Below are 17,337 nucleotides of genomic sequence, written 5' to 3'. Positions count from 1 at the left end.
AGCTGCTGAGCAGTAAGGGAAGGCCCCGCACCGAGAGGTGCGGGGCCTTCTCGCGTTCCCGGAGAGTCCCTACGGCCGCCAGCTCCACGGGCGCCCGTCCGCGCCCAGGCCCACGACGACCGGCCCCCGCGCGCCCAGGTGGAGCGCGGTCGAGACGGCCGGTCCCTTCCGGGTACGGAGCCGGCCGCCGGCCCTGAGGGCGGTACGGCCCTCCTCGTCCGTGCCGAGCAGGACGGTCCCGAGCGCCGGGGACCGGGCGGCGACCACGCCCCCGTACCCGTCGAGTCCGGCGTCGCCGTCCGGGCCGATCAGGGGCGCGGACGCCGGCGCCCGGAAGTACGGCGCGCCGCCCGCGCTCGCCACCGTGGAGCCGGAGAGCGGCAGCGGGACCGTCTGCGGGACCCCGTCCACCCAGTGCCGTACGTGCTCCCGCCCCGCCGCGTACAGGTGCACCCGGCCGGACGCGTCGAGCGAGACCGCCAGACCGTCCTGGACCTCCGCGTCGCCGGGCAGCGGCCGCCAGGGGGACCAGGTGCCGTCCGTCGCCCGCACCCGCGTCGAGACGCCCTTGTCCGCGTTCCGTACGAAGAGGTGGACCCGGCCGTCGGGGGCCGCCACCGCCACCGGGGCACCGATCCGGCGCCCCCGGTCGTCCCCGCGCTCCGGGTTGCCCAGGCCCCGCCAGGCCAGGAAGGGCCCGCCGGGGGAGCGCTGCTCCAGGAGCACCACCTCGCGGCGGTTGGCCGCGCCGTGCCCGTCGAGCGCGGCGAACCGCACCCCGAGGAGCAGCACCCGGCCGTCGCCGAGGACCGCCGAGCCGAGCGCCGGGGCGAGCGGGCCGCCGCCCAGGTCCACCGGCTCGCCCCAGACCCCGGGCGCGGACTCGCGCCAGCGGACCGCGCGCAGCCCGAGCACCCCGTACGCGGCGAGCCGCCCGCCCGGCTCCTCGGCGAGCGCGGGGCCGGGGCCCGGCCAGCGGTGGTGGGTGGAGCGCACCCAGCCCTTGCGGTTGGTCAGCGGCCGGTCGCCGCTGACGCCGTAGTCGCCGCAGCCCGAGGGGTTCCCGCACGGCCAGGAGGGGTTGCCGCCGTACGGGACGAGCCGGGCCGCCTTCTCCTTCAGGACCTCCGGCGGGAGGTTCTTGGGCCAGTGGCGGTTGTAGTAGCCGCGGAAGGCGGTGGTGGTGAAGGCCGGGACCGGTTCGCCGTCCCGGACCGCGTCGGCGACCCAGCGGCAGAGCGCGGCCCAGGTGAAGGAGGCGGCCGCCGTGTGGTCCCCGTGGTCGGAGTAGCCGGGCTGCTCGGAGTTCCGCTTCCGGGTGGCCTCGTCGCTCAGCTGGATGTCGGGGTCCGGGTCCAGGGTGTGCACGACCGTGGGCCGGTGGCGGCGGAGCAACTCGGCGAGGACGTCGACCAGTTGGTCGTAGTCGTAGGTGCCGGCGCGGGTGACGGGGGAGCCGGCCGACAGATGGGTCCGCAGCTCCAGGGCCCGGTCCTGCCAGAGGGCGGGCAGGGCCATGTAGCGGCGGCCGGAGTGCATCGGCAGGTCGAGGAAGACCAGCTCGACCCTGCGGGCGCCGTGGACGAGGGTGTCGGACTCGGCCCGCCGGCCGCCGGGGAGCGCCAGGGCCTCCCGCCGCCACGGCGTGAACATCGGGAGGCCGAGCGCCGCCGCGTACGACTGGCGCAGGCCCTGGCGGCGGGCGGCGGAGTAGGCCGCCGGGTCCGGGGGGGTGTCGGGCATCCCCGCGATCCGGTTCCGGCCGTTGTGCTCGCCGGCCGTCACGTACACGGAGACGAGCGGGACGCCCGCGTCGAGCAGCCGCCGTGTGTCCGGGTTCATGAAGTACAGGTCGTCGTCCGGGTGCGCGGAGAACTGCATGAGCAGCGCCCGCCCGCCCCGCGAGGAGGCGATCGGCCTGCCCGGCGCCGGGTCGGCGGTGGGCGCGGTCCGGCGCGGCTCCGGTACGGAACACCCGGCGGTCGCCGAGAGGACCGCGAGGGCGGCGGCGAGGACAGTCCTCCGGCGGGGTGGAGTGTGCACGACAGGGCCTTTCGCTCAAGTGCTCCCCTGGAAGACGGGTGTGCGAGCGAGGCGGTTGTGTGCGGGGCGGGACCGGCCGGGAGGATCACCGGAAAAGATCACCGGAAAAAAGATCTTCGAAAACGTGCGGACGGATGTCGAGAAGGCGATCCTGGCTCCGACCGGAGGGTGACAGCGCGCCACAGGGGCGGGCGGGACGGGGAGGACACCCGAGATGAAGTACGTCGCGATGATCTACGGCAACCAGGCCAAGTGGGACTCCTTCCCCGCCGAGGCCTGGCCCGAGGCGATCGCCCGCCAGGAGGCCTTCAACACCAGGTACCGGGAGACCGGCGAGCTCCTCGGCGCGTACGGCCTCGCCGACGCCGCCGCCGCCCAGCTCGTCCGCCGCGTGGACGGCGCCCCCGCCGTCACCGACGGCCCCTACCTGGAGACCAAGGAGTACCTGGCCAGCTTCTACCTGCTCGACTGCGAGAACCTGGAGCGCGCCCAGCAGATCGCCGCCGACATGCCCTTCGCGGACGTCGAGCCCGTCGAGCTCTGGCCGATCCTGCACGAGTCCGCGGCGGACGTGTGACGGGCACGGCACGAGACGGGGGCCGATGACGGTGGCCTGTGCTTCGCGTGGTCAGCGGCCTGTCGTCGTGACCGGCGCCCGCGTGGCCGGGGGTCGGGCGTCGTGACCGGGACCCGGGCGGTCGAGGACCTGCTGCGCACGTACGCGCCGCAGGTCCTCGGTGGGCTCATGCGGCGGTACGGGGACTTCGACCTCTGCGAGGACGCCGTTCAGGAGGCGCTGATCGCGGCGGCCCGGCAGTGGCCGGAGGAGGGCGTGCCCGAGAACGCGCGCGGGTGGCTGCTGACCGTGGCCCGGCGGAAGTACGTCGACCAGGTGCGCAGCGAGGCCGCGCGCCGCCGCCGGGAGGACGCCCTCGCGCTCGCCACGCCGGACTCCGAGCTCCTGGCCCGCGGTGCCGACGAGGCTCCCGGTGCCGACCGGGACGACTCCCTGTCGCTGCTGTTCCTCTGCTGCCATCCGGACCTGTCGCCGCCCAGCCGGATCGCGCTGACCCTGCGCGCCGTCGGAGGCCTGACCACCGCGCAGATCGCCGCCGCCTTCCTCGTGCCCGAGGCGACCATGGCGCAGCGGATCAGCCGGGCCAAGCAGACGATCAAGGCCGGTGGGCTGTCCCTTGCGCCGCCGGAGGGGGAGGAGCGCACCGCCCGCCTCGCCGAGGTGCGGCACGTGCTCTACCTCGTCTTCAACGAGGGCTACACGGCCAGCGGCGGCGAGGCGCTCACCGCGCCCGAGCTGTCCACGGAGGCGATCCGGCTGGCCCGGATGCTGCACCGGCTCGTCCCCGACGACACCGAGACGGCCGGCCTGCTCGCGCTGATGCTGCTCACCGACGCCCGCCGCCCGGCCCGCACGGGCCCGGACGGGGAGCTCGTCCCGCTCGCGGAGCAGGACCGGGGGAGCTGGGACGCGGCGCTGATCGCCGAGGGCGTGGAGCTGCTCGGCCGCACCCTGCCGGCGGGCCGGGTCGGTCCGTACCAGCTCCAGGCGGCGATCGCGGCCGTGCACGACGAGGCCGCGTCCGCCGGGGCCACGGACTGGCCGCAGATCCTCGCCCTGTACGAGCTCCTGGAGCGCACCGGGCCGAACCCGATGGTGACCCTCAACCGGGCCGTCGCCGTCGCCATGGTCCACGGCCCGGAGGCCGGTCTCGCGCTCCTGGACGGGCTCGCGGAGGACCAGCGACTGGCCAGGAGCCACCGCCTCCTCGCGACCCGCGCGCACCTGCTGGAGCTCCTCGGCGAGCGGCAGGAGGCGGCCGTCGCCTACCGGGAGGCGGCCCGCCGCGCGACCAGCGCGCCCGAGCGGCGGCATCTGACGGAGCGGGCCCGGCGCCTGGGCTGAGGGGCGCGCGCGGCAGGTCCATGCGCCCCGGCGCATGGACGTACGTGACGTGGGGTACAGTCTTCGCCCCCGATTGGCGGCCGGAAGGCCCCGTATGGCAGACTGTCCAAGTTGCTCGGTTGAGTGCCGATGCTGCGCGCCTCCCGTCGGGAGGACCGGAAGCGAGTCCCACAGTACTCGTCGACCCCTCGGGTCGGACGTACGGGAATCTTCTGGGAAGCGTCAGCGGGGTGCCGGCCAGGCGCCCGGTGGGTGTTTCGCCCCCGGCCCGCGGTCACTGGGACCGCGTCCCCTTGGTTGGGAGATCCCTAGGGATTTCTGCGTAGAGGGAACGCGACACGCCCGACCGCGTGGGTCGGAGGAAGACGCAAACGCACCGGGTTCCAGAGCGTTAACGAGACAAAGGACTACTAGTAGCCATGGCGGGACAGAAGATCCGCATCCGGCTCAAGGCCTACGACCACGAGGTCATCGACTCCTCGGCGAAGAAGATCGTCGAGACGGTGACCCGCACTGGTGCGTCGGTCGCGGGCCCGGTGCCGCTGCCCACTGAGAAGAACGTGTACTGCGTCATCAAGTCGCCGCACAAGTACAAGGACTCGCGCGAGCACTTCGAGATGCGCACGCACAAGCGCCTCATCGACATCCTCGACCCCACGCCGAAGACGGTTGACTCGCTCATGCGCCTCGACCTGCCGGCTGGCGTCGACATCGAGATCAAGCTCTGAGGTGACGCGCGAGATGGCTAAGAACATCAAGGGCATCCTGGGCGAGAAGCTCGGCATGACGCAGGTCTGGGACGAGAACAACCGGGTCGTCCCGGTGACCGTCGTCAAGGCCGGCCCGAATGTCGTGACCCAGGTCCGTACGAACGACGTCGACGGCTACGAGTCGGTCCAGATCGCCTTCGGCGAGATCGACCCGCGCAAGGTGAACAAGCCCCTCAAGGGTCACTTCGCCAAGGCCGACGTCACCCCGCGCCGCCACCTGGTGGAGCTCCGCACCGCTGACGCCTCCGAGTACACGCTCGGCCAGGAGATCACCGCCGAGGTCTTCGAGGCCGGCGTGAAGGTCGACGTCACCGGCAAGAGCAAGGGCAAGGGCTTCGCCGGTGCGATGAAGCGCCACAACTTCCGTGGTGGCAAGGCCTCGCACGGTGCCCACCGCGTGCACCGCAAGCCCGGTTCGATCGGTGGCTGCGCCACCCCGGGCCGTGTCTTCAAGGGCATGCGCATGGCCGGTCGCATGGGCAACGAGCGTGTGACCACCCAGAACCTGACCGTCCACGCCGTTGACGCCGAGAAGGGTCTGCTGCTCATCAAGGGCGCCGTCCCCGGCCCCAACGGTGGCCTCGTCCTGGTCCGCACCGCGGCCAAGGGGGTTTGAGGAACCGATGAGCACCATTGACATCCTTTCGCCGTCTGGCGACAAGGCCGGGACCGTCGAGCTCCCCGAGGAGATCTTCGGCGCCAAGGTCAGCGTCCCGCTGATCCACCAGGTCGTCGTCGCGCAGCTGGCCGCGGCCCGTCAGGGCACGCACAAGACCAAGACCCGTGGCGAAGTCCGCGGTGGTGGCAAGAAGCCTTACCGCCAGAAGGGCACCGGCCGCGCCCGTCAGGGTTCGACCCGCGCCCCGCAGTTCGCCGGTGGTGGCGTCGTGCACGGTCCCGTGCCGCGTGACTACTCGCAGCGGACCCCGAAGAAGATGAAGGCCGCCGCCCTCCGCGGTGCCCTGTCGGACCGGGCGAACCACTCCCGCATCCACGTCGTCACCGGCGTGGTCGAGGGTGGCATCTCCACCAAGGCCGCCAAGACGCTGTTCGGCAAGATCTCGGAGCGCAAGAACCTGCTCCTGGTCGTCGAGCGCTCCGACGAGGCCGCGTGGCTGTCCGCCCGCAACCTGCCCCAGGTGCACATCCTGGAGCCGGGCCAGCTCAACACGTACGACGTGATCGTCTCCGACGACGTGGTCTTCACCCAGGCCGCCCTCGAGTCCTTCGTGTCTGGCCCCCAGACCGCTGAGACCGAAGGGAGCGACGCCTGATGACTGAGGCCGTCGTCACCAGCAAGACCTTCTCGGACCCGCGCGACATTCTCGTCAAGCCGGTCGTCTCGGAGAAGAGCTACGCCCTGCTGGACGAGAACAAGTACACGTTCATCGTCGCGCCTGGCTCCAACAAGACCCAGATCAAGCAGGCCGTCGAGGCGGTCTTCTCGGTCAAGGTCACCGGGGTCAACACGATCAACCGCCAGGGCAAGCGCAAGCGCACCCGCACCGGTTTCGGCAAGCGCGCCAACACCAAGCGCGCCATCGTGACCCTTGCTGAGGGCAACCGTATCGACATCTTCGGCGGTCCGACCGCCTAACGGCGGTCTGGATCGTCCGGAATCGGACGAGGACTGAGAAATGGGAATCCGCAAGTACAAGCCGACTACGCCGGGCCGTCGCGGCTCCAGCGTTGCCGACTTCGTCGAGATCACGCGGTCCACGCCGGAGAAGTCGCTGGTCCGCCCCCTGCACAGCAAGGGCGGCCGTAACAACACCGGTCGTGTGACCGTCCGTCACCAGGGCGGTGGCCACAAGCGTGCCTACCGTGTGATCGACTTCCGTCGTCACGACAAGGACGGCGTGCCGGCCAAGGTCGCTCACATCGAGTACGACCCCAACCGCACCGCGCGCATCGCGCTCCTCCACTACGTGGACGGCGAGAAGCGCTACATCATCGCCCCCAAGGGTCTGACCCAGGGCGACCGCGTCGAGAACGGCCCGGGCGCTGACATCAAGCCCGGCAACAACCTGGCGCTCCGCAACATCCCGGTCGGTACCACGATCCACGCGATCGAGCTCCGTCCCGGTGGCGGCGCCAAGTTCGCCCGCTCGGCCGGTGCCTCCGTGCAGCTGCTGGCGAAGGAGGGCACGATGGCCCACCTCCGCATGCCGTCCGGTGAGATCCGTCTCGTCGACGCCCGCTGCCGCGCCACGATCGGCGAGGTCGGCAACGCCGAGCAGTCGAACATCAACTGGGGCAAGGCCGGCCGCAAGCGCTGGCTGGGCGTTCGCCCGACCGTTCGCGGTGTGGCGATGAACCCGGTCGACCACCCGCACGGTGGTGGTGAGGGCAAGACCTCCGGTGGTCGCCACCCGGTCTCCCCGTGGGGTCAGAAGGAGGGTCGTACGCGTTCGCCCAAGAAGGCTTCGAACAAGTACATCGTCCGCCGCCGCAAGACGAACAAGAAGCGCTAGGAGCGGGTTTAGATGCCGCGCAGTCTCAAGAAGGGACCCTTCGTCGACGGCCACCTCGTCAAGAAGGTGGACGCCCAGAACGAAGCCGGTACCAAGAACGTCATCAAGACCTGGTCCCGTCGCTCGATGATCATCCCGGCCATGCTCGGCCACACGATCGCGGTGCACAACGGCAAGACCCACATTCCGGTGTTTGTCACCGAGTCGATGGTCGGCCACAAGCTCGGCGAGTTCTCGCCGACGCGCACCTTCCGGGGTCACGTGAAGGACGACCGGAAGTCGAAGCGCCGCTAGTAGCGGGGTGGAATGACCATGACAGACACTGGAAGGACAACCATGGAAGCCAGGGCCCAGGCGCGGTACATCCGCGTCACGCCCATGAAGGCCCGCCGCGTGGTGGACCTTATCCGTGGCATGGACGCCACGGAGGCTCAGGCGGTCCTGCGTTTCGCCCCGCAGGCCGCGAGCGTGCCGGTTGGCAAGGTGCTGGACAGCGCCATCGCCAACGCCGCGCACAACTACGACCACACGGACGCCTCTTCGCTGTACATCAGCGAGGCGTTCGTCGATGAGGGCCCGACCCTGAAGCGGTTCCGTCCGCGTGCCCAGGGCCGTGCCTACCGGATCCGTAAGCGGACCAGCCACATCACCGTGGTCGTCAGCAGCAAGGAAGGAACCCGGTAATGGGCCAGAAGGTTAACCCGCATGGGTTCCGGCTCGGCATCACCACGGACTTCAAGTCCCGCTGGTACGCCGACAAGCTGTACAAGGACTACGTCAAGGAAGACGTCGCCATCCGTCGGATGATGACGTCCGGCATGGAGCGCGCCGGCATCTCGAAGGTTGAGATCGAGCGCACCCGTGACCGCGTGCGTGTGGACATCCACACCGCTCGTCCGGGCATCGTCATCGGCCGCCGTGGCGCCGAGGCCGACCGCATCCGCGGCGACCTCGAGAAGCTCACGGGCAAGCAGGTCCAGCTGAACATCCTCGAGGTCAAGAACCCCGAGATGGACGCCCAGCTGGTCGCCCAGGCCGTTGCCGAGCAGCTCTCCTCCCGCGTCTCCTTCCGTCGTGCCATGCGCAAGAGCATGCAGGGCACGATGAAGGCCGGCGCCAAGGGCATCAAGATCCAGTGCGGCGGTCGTCTCGGCGGCGCCGAGATGTCCCGCTCGGAGTTCTACCGCGAGGGCCGTGTGCCGCTGCACACGCTCCGCGCGAACGTGGACTACGGCTTCTTCGAGGCCAAGACGACCTTCGGTCGCATTGGCGTGAAGGTCTGGATCTACAAGGGCGACGTCAAGAACATCGCCGAGGTCCGCGCCGAGAACGCCGCTGCCCGTGCGGGTAACCGCCCGGCCCGTGGCGCCGGCGCTGGCGACCGCCCGGCCGGCCGTGGTGGCCGTGGTGGCGAGCGTGGCGGCCGCGGCCGCAAGCCGCAGCAGTCGGCTCCGGCCGCCGAGGCCCCCAAGGCCGAGGCTGCCGCCGCTGCTCCGGCTGAGAGCACCGGAACGGAGGCCTGACCGACATGCTGATCCCCCGTAGGGTCAAGCACCGCAAGCAGCACCACCCGAAGCGCTCCGGCGCCAGCAAGGGTGGTACGCAGGTTGCGTTCGGCGAGTACGGCATTCAGGCCCTCACGCCGGCTTACGTGACCAACCGCCAGATCGAGGCGGCTCGTATCGCGATGACCCGCCACATCAAGCGTGGCGGCAAGGTCTGGATCAACATCTACCCGGACCGCCCGCTGACGAAGAAGCCCGCCGAGACCCGCATGGGTTCCGGTAAGGGTTCTCCGGAGTGGTGGATCGCGAACGTCAAGCCGGGTCGGGTGATGTTCGAACTGTCCTACCCGAACGAGAAGATCGCGCGCGAGGCCCTGACCCGTGCGGCCCACAAGCTGCCGATGAAGTGCAAGATCGTGAAGCGCGAAGCAGGTGAGCTGTGATGTCGGCCGGTACCAAGGCGTCCGAGCTGCGCGAGCTGGGCAACGAGGAGCTTCTCAACAAGCTCCGCGAGGCCAAGGAAGAGCTGTTCAACCTCCGCTTCCAGGCGGCGACCGGTCAGCTCGAGAACCACGGTCGGCTCAAGTCCGTCCGTAAGGACATCGCCCGGATCTACACCCTGATGCGTGAGCGTGAGCTGGGCATCGAGACGGTGGAGAACGCCTGATGAGCGAGAGCAACGTGACTGAGAAGACCGAGCGCAACGCTCGCAAGGTCCGCGAGGGCCTGGTCGTCAGCGACAAGATGGACAAGACCGTCGTCGTCGCTGTCGAGGACCGCGTCAAGCACGCGCTGTACGGCAAGGTCATCCGCCGTACGAACAAGCTCAAGGCTCACGACGAGCAGAACGCTGCCGGCATCGGCGACCGCGTCCTCCTGATGGAGACCCGGAAGCTGTCCGCCACGAAGCACTGGCGCGTCGTCGAGATCCTCGAGAAGGCCAAGTAATTACCTGAGGGGTATCCCTCAGGTCAGTTCCGCCAGGCTCGGCCGGGGCTTCCTCGTGAAGCCCCGGCCGGGAACCGGCAGACAAATCAGGAGATAGACGTGATCCAGCAGGAGTCGCGACTGCGTGTCGCCGACAACACTGGTGCCAAGGAGATCCTTTGCATCCGTGTTCTCGGTGGCTCCGGTCGCCGCTACGCGGGCATCGGTGACGTCATCGTCGCCACCGTCAAGGACGCGATCCCCGGTGGCAACGTGAAGAAGGGTGACGTCGTCAAGGCGGTCATCGTTCGCACCGTCAAGGAGCGCCGCCGCCAGGACGGCTCGTACATCCGCTTCGACGAGAACGCCGCTGTCATTCTCAAGAACGACGGCGACCCTCGTGGCACCCGTATCTTCGGCCCGGTCGGCCGTGAGCTGCGCGAGAAGAAGTTCATGAAGATCATCTCGCTCGCGCCGGAGGTGCTGTAAGCATGAAGATCAAGAAGGGCGACCTGGTCCAGGTCATCACCGGTAAGGACAAGGGCAAGCAGGGCAAGGTCATCACGGCCTTCCCCGCCGAGAACCGCGTCCTGGTCGAGGGTGTCAACCGGGTCAAGAAGCACACCAAGGCCGGCCCCTCGCAGGCCGGCGGCATCGTGACGACCGAGGCTCCGGTCCACGTCTCCAACGTCCAGCTGGTCGTGGAGAAGGACGGCAAGAAGGTCGTCACGCGTGTCGGTTACCGCTTCGACGACGAGGGCAACAAGATCCGCGTTGCCAAGCGGACGGGTGAGGACATCTGATGGCTACCACCACTCCGCGTCTCAAGACGAAGTACCGCGAGGAGATCGCGGGCAAGCTGCGTGACGAGTTCAAGTACGAGAACGTCATGCAGATCCCCGGCCTCGTGAAGATCGTGGTCAACATGGGTGTCGGCGACGCCGCCCGTGACTCGAAGCTCATGGACGGTGCCGTCCGTGACCTCACCACGATCACCGGTCAGAAGCCGGCGATCACCAAGGCTCGCAAGTCCATCGCGCAGTTCAAGCTGCGTGAGGGCCAGCCGATCGGTGCGCACGTCACCCTCCGTGGCGACCGCATGTGGGAGTTCCTGGACCGCACCCTGTCGCTCGCGCTCCCGCGCATCCGCGACTTCCGCGGCCTGTCCCCCAAGCAGTTCGACGGCCGTGGCAACTACACCTTCGGTCTCACGGAGCAGGTCATGTTCCACGAGATCGACCAGGACAAGATCGACCGTGTCCGGGGTATGGACATCACCGTGGTGACCACGGCGACCAACGACGACGAGGGCCGTGCCCTTCTGCGTCACCTCGGCTTCCCGTTCAAGGAGGCGTAAGCGAGATGGCGAAGAAGGCTCTCATCGCGAAGGCTGCCCGCAAGCCCAAGTTCGGCGTGCGTGGCTACACGCGCTGCCAGCGCTGTGGTCGTCCCCACTCCGTGTACCGCAAGTTCGGCCTGTGCCGCGTGTGCCTCCGTGAGATGGCTCACCGTGGCGAGCTGCCGGGCGTGACCAAGAGCTCCTGGTAATCCCCTAGTTGGGATGACCGGAGTCTCTCGGTAAGCATTGGGTCGGCGGAGGCCCACCCCCGCATGCCTTAGGCTTGTGGGGTTGGGCGTCCGCCGCCCGTACGACTTACTACGCCGTAGGTCCCCGCGCCGCACCCGTCCCGCCCCTGTGTGGGGAGAGGGATGGCGCATACAGGAAACCCCGGCGAGAGAGGCCGAAGGCCAATTCATGACCATGACTGATCCGATCGCGGACATGCTGACTCGTCTGCGTAACGCGAACTCGGCATACCACGACTCCGTGACGATGCCGCACAGCAAGATCAAGTCTCACATCGCGGAAATCCTCCAGCAGGAGGGCTTCATCACGGGCTGGAAGGTCGAGGACGCCGAGGTCGGCAAGAACCTCGTGCTCGACCTGAAGTTCGGTCCGAACCGTGAGCGCTCCATCGCGGGCATCAAGCGGATCTCGAAGCCGGGCCTCCGGGTTTACGCAAAGTCCACCAACCTGCCGAAGGTTCTCGGCGGCCTGGGCGTGGCGATCATCTCCACGTCCCACGGTCTCCTGACCGGCCAGCAGGCGCAGAAGAAGGGCGTGGGTGGGGAAGTCCTCGCCTACGTCTGGTAGTCGGGAACGGAGGAATAGCTAATGTCGCGTATTGGCAAGCTCCCCATCACGGTTCCCGCCGGCGTGGACGTCACCATCGAGGGCCGCACGGTCACGGTCAAGGGTTCCAAGGGCACCCTGACCCACACCGTCGCCGCGCCGATCGAGATCGTTAAGGGCGAGGATGGCGTGCTCAACGTCAACCGTCCGAACGACGAGCGTCAGAACAAGGCCCTGCACGGCCTGTCCCGCACGCTGGTGGCCAACATGATCACCGGTGTGACCCAGGGGTACGTGAAGGCACTCGAGATCAGCGGTGTCGGTTACCGCGTGGCCGCGAAGGGCTCCGCTCTGGAGTTCCAGCTCGGCTACAGCCACCCGATCCTGGTCGAGGCGCCCGAGGGCATCTCGTTCAAGGTCGAGTCGCCGACCAAGTTCTCGGTCGAGGGCATCGACAAGCAGAAGGTCGGCGAGGTCGCCGCCAACATCCGCAAGCTTCGCAAGCCCGACCCCTACAAGGCCAAGGGCGTGAAGTACGCGGGCGAGGTCATCCGCCGCAAGGTCGGAAAGGCTGGTAAGTAAGCCATGGCATACGGTGTGAAGATCGCCAAGGGCGACGCCTACAAGGGCGCCGCCAAGAAGCGCCGCCACATCCGCATCCGCAAGAACGTGTCGGGTACGGCGGAGCGTCCGCGCCTCGTCGTGACGCGTTCCAACCGCGGTATCACCGCTCAGGTCATCGACGACCTCAAGGGCCACACCCTTGCGTCTGCGTCGACCCTGGACGCGTCGATCCGCGGCGGCGAGGGTGACAAGTCCGCGCAGGCCAAGCAGGTCGGCGCCCTGGTCGCCGAGCGCGCCAAGGCCGCCGGCGTCGAGGCTGTCGTGTTCGACCGTGGTGGCAACAGGTACGCCGGGCGCATTGCCGCTCTGGCTGACGCCGCCCGCGAAGCCGGGCTGAAGTTCTAAGCCCCGGTTCCGGGACTAACGGACGTAACAGAGAGAGGTAATCCAATGGCTGGACCCCAGCGCCGCGGCAGCGGTGCCGGTGGCGGCGAGCGGCGGGACCGGAAGGGCCGCGACGGTGGCGCTGCCGCCGAGAAGACCGCGTACGTTGAGCGCGTTGTCGCGATCAACCGCGTCGCCAAGGTTGTCAAGGGTGGTCGTCGCTTCAGCTTCACCGCGCTCGTCGTGGTGGGTGACGGTGACGGCACCGTAGGTGTCGGTTACGGCAAGGCCAAGGAAGTTCCCGCGGCCATCGCCAAGGGCGTCGAGGAAGCCAAGAAGAACTTCTTCAAGGTTCCCCGCATCCAGGGCACCATCCCTCACCCGATCCAGGGCGAGAAGGCCGCGGGCGTCGTCCTGCTCAAGCCGGCTTCCCCCGGTACCGGTGTTATCGCCGGTGGCCCGGTGCGCGCCGTGCTCGAGTGCGCCGGCGTTCACGACATCCTGTCGAAGTCGCTCGGCTCCGACAACGCGATCAACATCGTGCACGCGACCGTGGAGGCCCTCAAGGGCCTGCAGCGTCCCGAGGAGATCGCGGCTCGCCGCGGTCTGCCCCTCGAGGACGTCGCTCCCGCGGCTCTGCTCCGTGCGCGTGCTGGGGCGGGTGCGTAATGGCTCGCCTCAAGGTCACGCAGACGAAGTCGTACATCGGCAGCAAGCAGAACCACCGCGACACCCTCCGTTCCCTGGGCCTCAAGCGCCTGGGTGACGTGGTTGTCAAGGAGGACCGCCCCGAGTTCCGCGGCATGGTGCACACCGTCCGCCACCTCGTGACGGTCGAGGAGGTTGACTGACATGGCGGAGAACAACCCGCTGAAGGCCCACAACCTCCGTCCCGCCCCGGGCGCCAAGACCGCGAAGACCCGTGTCGGTCGCGGTGAGGGCTCGAAGGGTAAGACGGCCGGTCGTGGTACGAAGGGTACGAAGGCCCGCTACCAGGTTCCGGAGCGCTTCGAGGGTGGCCAGATGCCCCTCCACATGCGTCTCCCGAAGCTGAAGGGCTTCAAGAACCCCTTCCGCACCGAGTACCAGGTCGTGAACCTGGACAAGCTGGCCGCGCTCTACCCGCAGGGTGGCGAGGTCACGGTGGCCGACCTGGTCGCCAAGGGTGCCGTTCGCAAGAACCAGCTCGTCAAGGTCCTGGGCCAGGGCGAGGTCTCCGTGGCGCTGCAGGTTTCGGTTGACGCCGTCTCCGGCTCCGCCAAGGAGAAGATCGCCGCCGCCGGCGGCACCGTCACCGAGCTCGTCTGAGACGACTCGATGGCATGAACATCCGATCGGGGATGCCTCCCAAAAGGGGCATCCCCGATTGGTCGTTCCTAGGGGGGCATGGTCGCCGGTAAGGTGGCGTGCACTGTCTAGGCTCCGTGCGGTATGCCCGCACGCGATTCATGACCGATACCCAATTCGTCGAACCTCAAGACCGTCACCCTTGACGCATAGCGCGGGGGTCGCAGGAGGCACCGTGCTCACCGCGTTCGCCCGGGCGTTCAAGACGCCCGACCTGCGCAAGAAGCTGCTCTTCACGCTTGCCATCATCGTGCTGTACCGCCTCGGGGCCCACATCCCGGTGCCCGGCGTCAGCTACGAGGCCGTCCAGCAGTGTGTCAAGCAGGCCAGCGAGGGCAACAACAGCCTGTTCGGCCTGGTCAACATGTTCAGTGGCGGGGCGCTGCTGCAGATCACCATCTTCGCGCTCGGCATCATGCCGTACATCACGGCGAGCATCATCCTGCAGCTGCTGACCGTCGTGATCCCCCGCCTCGAAGCCCTCAAGAAGGAGGGTCAGGCCGGTACTGCCAAGATCACGCAGTACACCCGGTACCTGACCGTGGCGCTCGCCATCCTCCAGGGCACCGGCCTCGTCGCCACCGCCAAGAGCGGCGCGCTCTTCAGCGGCTGCATCGTCGCCGACCAGGTCGTGCCCGACCAGTCGATCTTCACCATCGCCACCATGGTCATCACCATGACCGCGGGCACCTGTGTCGTCATGTGGCTCGGTGAGCTCATCACCGACCGCGGCATCGGCAACGGCATGTCGATCCTGATGTTCATCTCGATCGCCGCCGGCTTCCCCGGCGCCCTGTGGGCCATCAAGCAGAGCGGCAAGCTCGCCAAGGGCTGGATCGAGTTCGGCACCGTCATCCTCATCGGCTTCGTGATGGTGGCCCTCGTGGTCTTCGTCGAGCAGGCCCAGCGCCGCATCCCCGTGCAGTACGCGAAGCGCATGATCGGCCGGCGCTCCTACGGCGGTACGTCCACTTACATCCCGCTGAAGGTGAACCAGGCGGGTGTGATTCCTGTCATCTTCGCGTCGTCGCTGCTCTACATCCCGGCCTTGATCGCGCAGTTCTCGAACAGCACCGCGGGCTGGAAGACCTGGATCGAAGCCCACTTCGTCAAGGGTGACCACCCCTACTACATCGCCGCGTACTTCCTCCTGATCGTGTTCTTCGCCTTCTTCTACGTGGCGATCTCGTTCAACCCCGAGGAAGTTGCGGACAACATGAAGAAGTATGGTGGCTTCATCCCGGGTATCCGGGCTGGTCGACCTACTGCCGAGTACCTGAGCTACGTGCTCAACCGGATCACTTGGCCGGGCTCGCTGTACTTGGGTCTGATCGCTCTCGTGCCGACGATGGCGTTGGCAGGCTTCGGTGGCGCCAATGCCAACTTCCCCTTCGGTGGAACGAGCATCCTCATCATCGTGGGTGTCGGGCTGGAGACCGTGAAGCAGATCGAGAGCCAGCTCCAGCAGCGCAATTACGAAGGGTTCCTCCGCTGATGCGAATCGTCCTCGTCGGACCGCCCGGTGCGGGCAAGGGCACGCAGGCCGCGTACCTCGCCAAGAACCTGGGCATCCCGCACATCTCTACGGGCGACCTGTTCCGTGCCAACATCTCGCAGGGCACGCCGCTGGGCGTAGAGGCGCAGTCGTACATGAAGGCCGGCCAGCTCGTGCCGGACTCCGTGACGATCGGGATGGCCGAGGACCGCATGCGCCAGGCGGACGCCGAGGGCGGCTTCCTGCTCGACGGCTTCCCGCGGAACGTGGCCCAGGCCGAGGCCCTGGACGCCTTCCTCAAGGCCAACGACATCGAGCTGGACGCGGTCCTGGACCTCGAGGTCCCCGAGGACGAGGTCGTGAAGCGGATCGCGGGTCGCCGCATCTGCCGCAACGAGTCCGCGCACGTCTTCCACGTGACGTACAACGCCCCCAAGACCGAGGGCGTCTGCGACGTCTGCGGCGGCGAGCTGTACCAGCGCGAGGACGACAACGAGGAGACGGTGCGCAAGCGCCTGGCGGTCTACCACACGGAGACCGAGCCGATCATCGACTACTACCGGGCGCAGGACCTGGTCGTGACGATCTCGGCGCTCGGCAAGGTGGACGAGGTCACCGCCAAGGCGATGGACGCGCTCAAGAAGTAACCCCTGGTTCGTTCGATACGGCCGCGGTGCCCCTCGGGGGCGTCGCGGCCGTATCGTTGTTCTGGTTCCCCGTACTCGAAGGAAAGGCCGCGGCCACGATGGTGCAGATCAAGACCCCCGAGCAGATCGCGAAGATGCGCGAGGCGGGGCTGGTCGTCGCCGCCATCCACGCGGCGACGCGTGAGGCGGCCGTGCCGGGCGCCACGACGAAGGACCTCGACGAGGTCGCGCGGAAGGTCATCGCCGACCACGGGGCGAAGTCGAACTTCCTCGGGTACGGCGGCTTCCCCGCGACGATCTGCACCTCGGTCAACGAGGTCGTCGTCCACGGCATCCCCGACGACAAGACCGTCCTCAAGGACGGCGACATCATCTCGATCGACTGCGGCGCGATCGTGGACGGCTGGCACGGCGACGCCGCGTACACCGCCTTCGTCGGCACCGGTCACGCCCCGGAGCTGATCGAGCTCTCCCGGGTGACCGAGGAGTCGATGTGGGCCGGCATCGCGGCCATGAAGCTCGGCAACCGCCTGGTGGACATCTCCAAGGCGATCGAGACGTACATCAAGCGCCAGCCGCGCCCCGCCGTCGGCGACCACAGCCTCGGCCGCTACGGCATCATCGAGGACTACGGCGGCCACGGCATCGGCACCGAGATGCACATGGACCCCCACCTCCTGAACTACGTCTCCCGCAAGCGCGGCAAGGGCCCCAAGCTGGTCCCCGGCCTCTGCCTCGCGATCGAGCCCATGGTCTCCCTCGGCACCCCGCACACCGAGGTCCTCAAGGACGACTGGACCGTCATCACCACCGACGGCACCTGGTCCTCCCACTGGGAGCACAGCATCGCCCTCACGGAGGAGGGCCCCCTCGTCCTCACCGCCGTCGACGGCGGCAAGGCCAAGCTCGCCGAACTGGGCGTGACGGCGGCGCCGGACCCGCTGGCGTAGTGCCGGGCCCCCGTCCGGCGGTCGGAGGCCGCCGCAGCGGCCCGAAGCCTGTGAGGCGCCCCGGGCGCCGAGCCTGCGAGGGCTGCGTCGGGGAGTGGGTCGGCGGCGCCGGACCCGCTGGCGTAGTGCGGGGTCCGGGGGGTCGGCCGTGCCGGGCTCTCGTCCGGCGGTCGGAG

At 68.5% G+C, this 17,337-nt stretch carries 27 protein-coding genes; 26 read left to right on the top strand and 1 reads right to left on the bottom strand.

Going from position 1 to position 17,337, the window contains the following annotated elements; all coding sequences use genetic code 11:
• Positions 1 to 69: 69 nt before the first annotated feature.
• Positions 70 to 2,043, bottom strand: coding sequence for a PIG-L family deacetylase (locus ACH4TP_RS04080; RefSeq protein WP_398184151.1), 1,974 nt, complete (start codon positions 2,041 to 2,043; stop codon positions 70 to 72).
• Positions 2,044 to 2,257: 214 nt separating this feature from the next.
• Here ACH4TP_RS04080 and ACH4TP_RS04075 point away from each other — a divergent pair, with 214 nt between their 5' ends.
• From ACH4TP_RS04075 to map, 26 genes are all read left to right on the top strand, one after another.
• Entirely contained in the window at positions 2,258 to 2,620 is a 363-nt protein-coding gene (locus ACH4TP_RS04075; protein ID WP_398184154.1) for a YciI family protein, read from the top strand.
• Between the two features lie 102 nt (positions 2,621 to 2,722).
• A complete protein-coding gene (locus tag ACH4TP_RS04070) occupies positions 2,723 to 3,964 on the top strand; it encodes an RNA polymerase sigma factor (RefSeq protein WP_398435554.1) in 1,242 nt (413 codons plus the stop codon).
• A 419-nt stretch (positions 3,965 to 4,383) separates the two neighbouring features.
• Entirely contained in the window at positions 4,384 to 4,692 is a 309-nt protein-coding gene (gene rpsJ / locus ACH4TP_RS04065; RefSeq protein ID WP_003948644.1) for a 30S ribosomal protein S10, read from the top strand.
• A gap of 13 nt (positions 4,693 to 4,705) precedes the next feature.
• Positions 4,706 to 5,350: a 50S ribosomal protein L3 gene (gene rplC, locus ACH4TP_RS04060; RefSeq protein ID WP_030687820.1), complete on the top strand. Its 645-nt coding sequence runs from the start codon at positions 4,706 to 4,708 to the stop codon at positions 5,348 to 5,350.
• Positions 5,351 to 5,357: 7 nt separating this feature from the next.
• Complete coding sequence (gene rplD / locus ACH4TP_RS04055) at positions 5,358 to 6,008, top strand: 50S ribosomal protein L4 (protein WP_189800378.1); 651 nt, start codon at positions 5,358 to 5,360, stop codon at positions 6,006 to 6,008.
• Entirely contained in the window at positions 6,008 to 6,331 is a 324-nt protein-coding gene (gene rplW, locus ACH4TP_RS04050) for a 50S ribosomal protein L23 (RefSeq protein ID WP_041130775.1), read from the top strand. The genes rplD and rplW overlap by 1 nt, the downstream gene beginning before the upstream one ends.
• A 40-nt stretch (positions 6,332 to 6,371) precedes the next feature.
• A complete protein-coding gene (rplB, locus tag ACH4TP_RS04045; RefSeq protein WP_030208986.1) occupies positions 6,372 to 7,208 on the top strand; it encodes a 50S ribosomal protein L2 in 837 nt (278 codons plus the stop codon).
• A 12-nt stretch (positions 7,209 to 7,220) separates the two neighbouring features.
• Positions 7,221 to 7,502 (top strand): 30S ribosomal protein S19, encoded by a 282-nt coding sequence (rpsS, locus tag ACH4TP_RS04040; RefSeq protein WP_015035577.1) that lies wholly within the window; start codon positions 7,221 to 7,223, stop codon positions 7,500 to 7,502.
• 42 nt (positions 7,503 to 7,544) lie between these two features.
• A complete protein-coding gene (rplV, locus tag ACH4TP_RS04035; RefSeq protein WP_031012097.1) occupies positions 7,545 to 7,892 on the top strand; it encodes a 50S ribosomal protein L22 in 348 nt (115 codons plus the stop codon).
• Positions 7,892 to 8,731, top strand: a complete 840-nt coding sequence (gene rpsC, locus ACH4TP_RS04030) for a 30S ribosomal protein S3 (protein ID WP_015035579.1) — start codon at positions 7,892 to 7,894, stop codon at positions 8,729 to 8,731. Before rplV ends, rpsC begins: the two co-directional genes overlap by 1 nt.
• 5 nt (positions 8,732 to 8,736) lie before the next feature.
• Complete coding sequence (gene rplP / locus ACH4TP_RS04025) at positions 8,737 to 9,156, top strand: 50S ribosomal protein L16 (RefSeq protein WP_017239579.1); 420 nt, start codon at positions 8,737 to 8,739, stop codon at positions 9,154 to 9,156.
• Positions 9,156 to 9,380 (top strand): 50S ribosomal protein L29, encoded by a 225-nt coding sequence (gene rpmC, locus ACH4TP_RS04020; protein ID WP_017239580.1) that lies wholly within the window; start codon positions 9,156 to 9,158, stop codon positions 9,378 to 9,380. Before rplP ends, rpmC begins: the two co-directional genes overlap by 1 nt.
• Complete coding sequence (gene rpsQ, locus ACH4TP_RS04015) at positions 9,380 to 9,661, top strand: 30S ribosomal protein S17 (RefSeq protein WP_030208995.1); 282 nt, start codon at positions 9,380 to 9,382, stop codon at positions 9,659 to 9,661. Before rpmC ends, rpsQ begins: the two co-directional genes overlap by 1 nt.
• Before the next feature lie 99 nt (positions 9,662 to 9,760).
• Complete coding sequence (gene rplN / locus ACH4TP_RS04010) at positions 9,761 to 10,129, top strand: 50S ribosomal protein L14 (RefSeq protein WP_003956455.1); 369 nt, start codon at positions 9,761 to 9,763, stop codon at positions 10,127 to 10,129.
• A 2-nt stretch (positions 10,130 to 10,131) separates the two neighbouring features.
• On the top strand, positions 10,132 to 10,443 hold the full coding sequence (rplX, locus tag ACH4TP_RS04005; protein ID WP_041130777.1) for a 50S ribosomal protein L24: 312 nt from the start codon (positions 10,132 to 10,134) through the stop codon (positions 10,441 to 10,443).
• Positions 10,440 to 10,997, top strand: a complete 558-nt coding sequence (gene rplE / locus ACH4TP_RS04000) for a 50S ribosomal protein L5 (RefSeq protein WP_351657769.1) — start codon at positions 10,440 to 10,442, stop codon at positions 10,995 to 10,997. Before rplX ends, rplE begins: the two co-directional genes overlap by 4 nt.
• 5 nt (positions 10,998 to 11,002) lie before the next feature.
• Positions 11,003 to 11,188, top strand: coding sequence for a type Z 30S ribosomal protein S14 (locus tag ACH4TP_RS03995; protein ID WP_003948630.1), 186 nt, complete (start codon positions 11,003 to 11,005; stop codon positions 11,186 to 11,188).
• A gap of 208 nt (positions 11,189 to 11,396) precedes the next feature.
• The gene (rpsH, locus tag ACH4TP_RS03990; protein ID WP_041130779.1) at positions 11,397 to 11,795 is read left to right on the top strand and encodes a 30S ribosomal protein S8; all 399 of its coding nucleotides are present in this window, start codon (positions 11,397 to 11,399) and stop codon (positions 11,793 to 11,795) included.
• 21 nt (positions 11,796 to 11,816) lie between these two features.
• Complete coding sequence (gene rplF, locus ACH4TP_RS03985; protein ID WP_086827576.1) at positions 11,817 to 12,356, top strand: 50S ribosomal protein L6; 540 nt, start codon at positions 11,817 to 11,819, stop codon at positions 12,354 to 12,356.
• Positions 12,357 to 12,359: 3 nt separating this feature from the next.
• Positions 12,360 to 12,743, top strand: coding sequence for a 50S ribosomal protein L18 (gene rplR / locus ACH4TP_RS03980; RefSeq protein ID WP_030687809.1), 384 nt, complete (start codon positions 12,360 to 12,362; stop codon positions 12,741 to 12,743).
• Positions 12,744 to 12,788: 45 nt separating this feature from the next.
• A complete protein-coding gene (gene rpsE, locus ACH4TP_RS03975) occupies positions 12,789 to 13,391 on the top strand; it encodes a 30S ribosomal protein S5 (RefSeq protein WP_015035588.1) in 603 nt (200 codons plus the stop codon).
• Positions 13,391 to 13,573, top strand: a complete 183-nt coding sequence (rpmD, locus tag ACH4TP_RS03970; RefSeq protein ID WP_041130781.1) for a 50S ribosomal protein L30 — start codon at positions 13,391 to 13,393, stop codon at positions 13,571 to 13,573. The genes rpsE and rpmD overlap by 1 nt, the downstream gene beginning before the upstream one ends.
• A 1-nt stretch (position 13,574) precedes the next feature.
• Positions 13,575 to 14,030 (top strand): 50S ribosomal protein L15, encoded by a 456-nt coding sequence (gene rplO / locus ACH4TP_RS03965; RefSeq protein WP_388844077.1) that lies wholly within the window; start codon positions 13,575 to 13,577, stop codon positions 14,028 to 14,030.
• Positions 14,031 to 14,244: 214 nt separating this feature from the next.
• Entirely contained in the window at positions 14,245 to 15,564 is a 1,320-nt protein-coding gene (gene secY / locus ACH4TP_RS03960; protein WP_359507655.1) for a preprotein translocase subunit SecY, read from the top strand.
• Positions 15,564 to 16,211, top strand: coding sequence for an adenylate kinase (locus ACH4TP_RS03955; RefSeq protein ID WP_389220856.1), 648 nt, complete (start codon positions 15,564 to 15,566; stop codon positions 16,209 to 16,211). Before secY ends, ACH4TP_RS03955 begins: the two co-directional genes overlap by 1 nt.
• A gap of 98 nt (positions 16,212 to 16,309) precedes the next feature.
• A complete protein-coding gene (map, locus tag ACH4TP_RS03950; protein ID WP_369145970.1) occupies positions 16,310 to 17,161 on the top strand; it encodes a type I methionyl aminopeptidase in 852 nt (283 codons plus the stop codon).
• Positions 17,162 to 17,337 lie beyond the last annotated feature (176 nt).

Origin of the sequence: Streptomyces sp. NPDC021012 (assembly GCF_044333355.1) — a bacterium.
GTDB lineage: Bacteria > Actinomycetota > Actinomycetes > Streptomycetales > Streptomycetaceae > Streptomyces.
The sequence above is the reverse complement of the archived record's forward strand: the minus strand, read 5'-3'. Positions and strand labels throughout refer to the sequence as shown.

Coding starts and splice junctions, on each gene's coding strand:
- rpsQ (WP_030208995.1), top strand. CDS start 9,380: ATGAGCGAGAGCAACGTGACTGAGAAGACCGAGCGCAACGCTCGCAAG.
- rplF (WP_086827576.1), top strand. CDS start 11,817: ATGTCGCGTATTGGCAAGCTCCCCATCACGGTTCCCGCCGGCGTGGAC.
- rpsH (WP_041130779.1), top strand. CDS start 11,397: ATGACCATGACTGATCCGATCGCGGACATGCTGACTCGTCTGCGTAAC.
- rpmC (WP_017239580.1), top strand. CDS start 9,156: ATGTCGGCCGGTACCAAGGCGTCCGAGCTGCGCGAGCTGGGCAACGAG.
- rpsE (WP_015035588.1), top strand. CDS start 12,789: ATGGCTGGACCCCAGCGCCGCGGCAGCGGTGCCGGTGGCGGCGAGCGG.
- rplB (WP_030208986.1), top strand. CDS start 6,372: ATGGGAATCCGCAAGTACAAGCCGACTACGCCGGGCCGTCGCGGCTCC.
- rplV (WP_031012097.1), top strand. CDS start 7,545: ATGGAAGCCAGGGCCCAGGCGCGGTACATCCGCGTCACGCCCATGAAG.
- rplO (WP_388844077.1), top strand. CDS start 13,575: ATGGCGGAGAACAACCCGCTGAAGGCCCACAACCTCCGTCCCGCCCCG.
- rplX (WP_041130777.1), top strand. CDS start 10,132: ATGAAGATCAAGAAGGGCGACCTGGTCCAGGTCATCACCGGTAAGGAC.
- ACH4TP_RS04075 (WP_398184154.1), top strand. CDS start 2,258: ATGAAGTACGTCGCGATGATCTACGGCAACCAGGCCAAGTGGGACTCC.
- rpmD (WP_041130781.1), top strand. CDS start 13,391: ATGGCTCGCCTCAAGGTCACGCAGACGAAGTCGTACATCGGCAGCAAG.
- rplC (WP_030687820.1), top strand. CDS start 4,706: ATGGCTAAGAACATCAAGGGCATCCTGGGCGAGAAGCTCGGCATGACG.
- ACH4TP_RS03995 (WP_003948630.1), top strand. CDS start 11,003: ATGGCGAAGAAGGCTCTCATCGCGAAGGCTGCCCGCAAGCCCAAGTTC.
- rplR (WP_030687809.1), top strand. CDS start 12,360: ATGGCATACGGTGTGAAGATCGCCAAGGGCGACGCCTACAAGGGCGCC.
- rpsS (WP_015035577.1), top strand. CDS start 7,221: ATGCCGCGCAGTCTCAAGAAGGGACCCTTCGTCGACGGCCACCTCGTC.
- rpsC (WP_015035579.1), top strand. CDS start 7,892: ATGGGCCAGAAGGTTAACCCGCATGGGTTCCGGCTCGGCATCACCACG.
- map (WP_369145970.1), top strand. CDS start 16,310: ATGGTGCAGATCAAGACCCCCGAGCAGATCGCGAAGATGCGCGAGGCG.
- rpsJ (WP_003948644.1), top strand. CDS start 4,384: ATGGCGGGACAGAAGATCCGCATCCGGCTCAAGGCCTACGACCACGAG.
- rplW (WP_041130775.1), top strand. CDS start 6,008: ATGACTGAGGCCGTCGTCACCAGCAAGACCTTCTCGGACCCGCGCGAC.
- ACH4TP_RS03955 (WP_389220856.1), top strand. CDS start 15,564: ATGCGAATCGTCCTCGTCGGACCGCCCGGTGCGGGCAAGGGCACGCAG.
- rplD (WP_189800378.1), top strand. CDS start 5,358: ATGAGCACCATTGACATCCTTTCGCCGTCTGGCGACAAGGCCGGGACC.
- rplP (WP_017239579.1), top strand. CDS start 8,737: ATGCTGATCCCCCGTAGGGTCAAGCACCGCAAGCAGCACCACCCGAAG.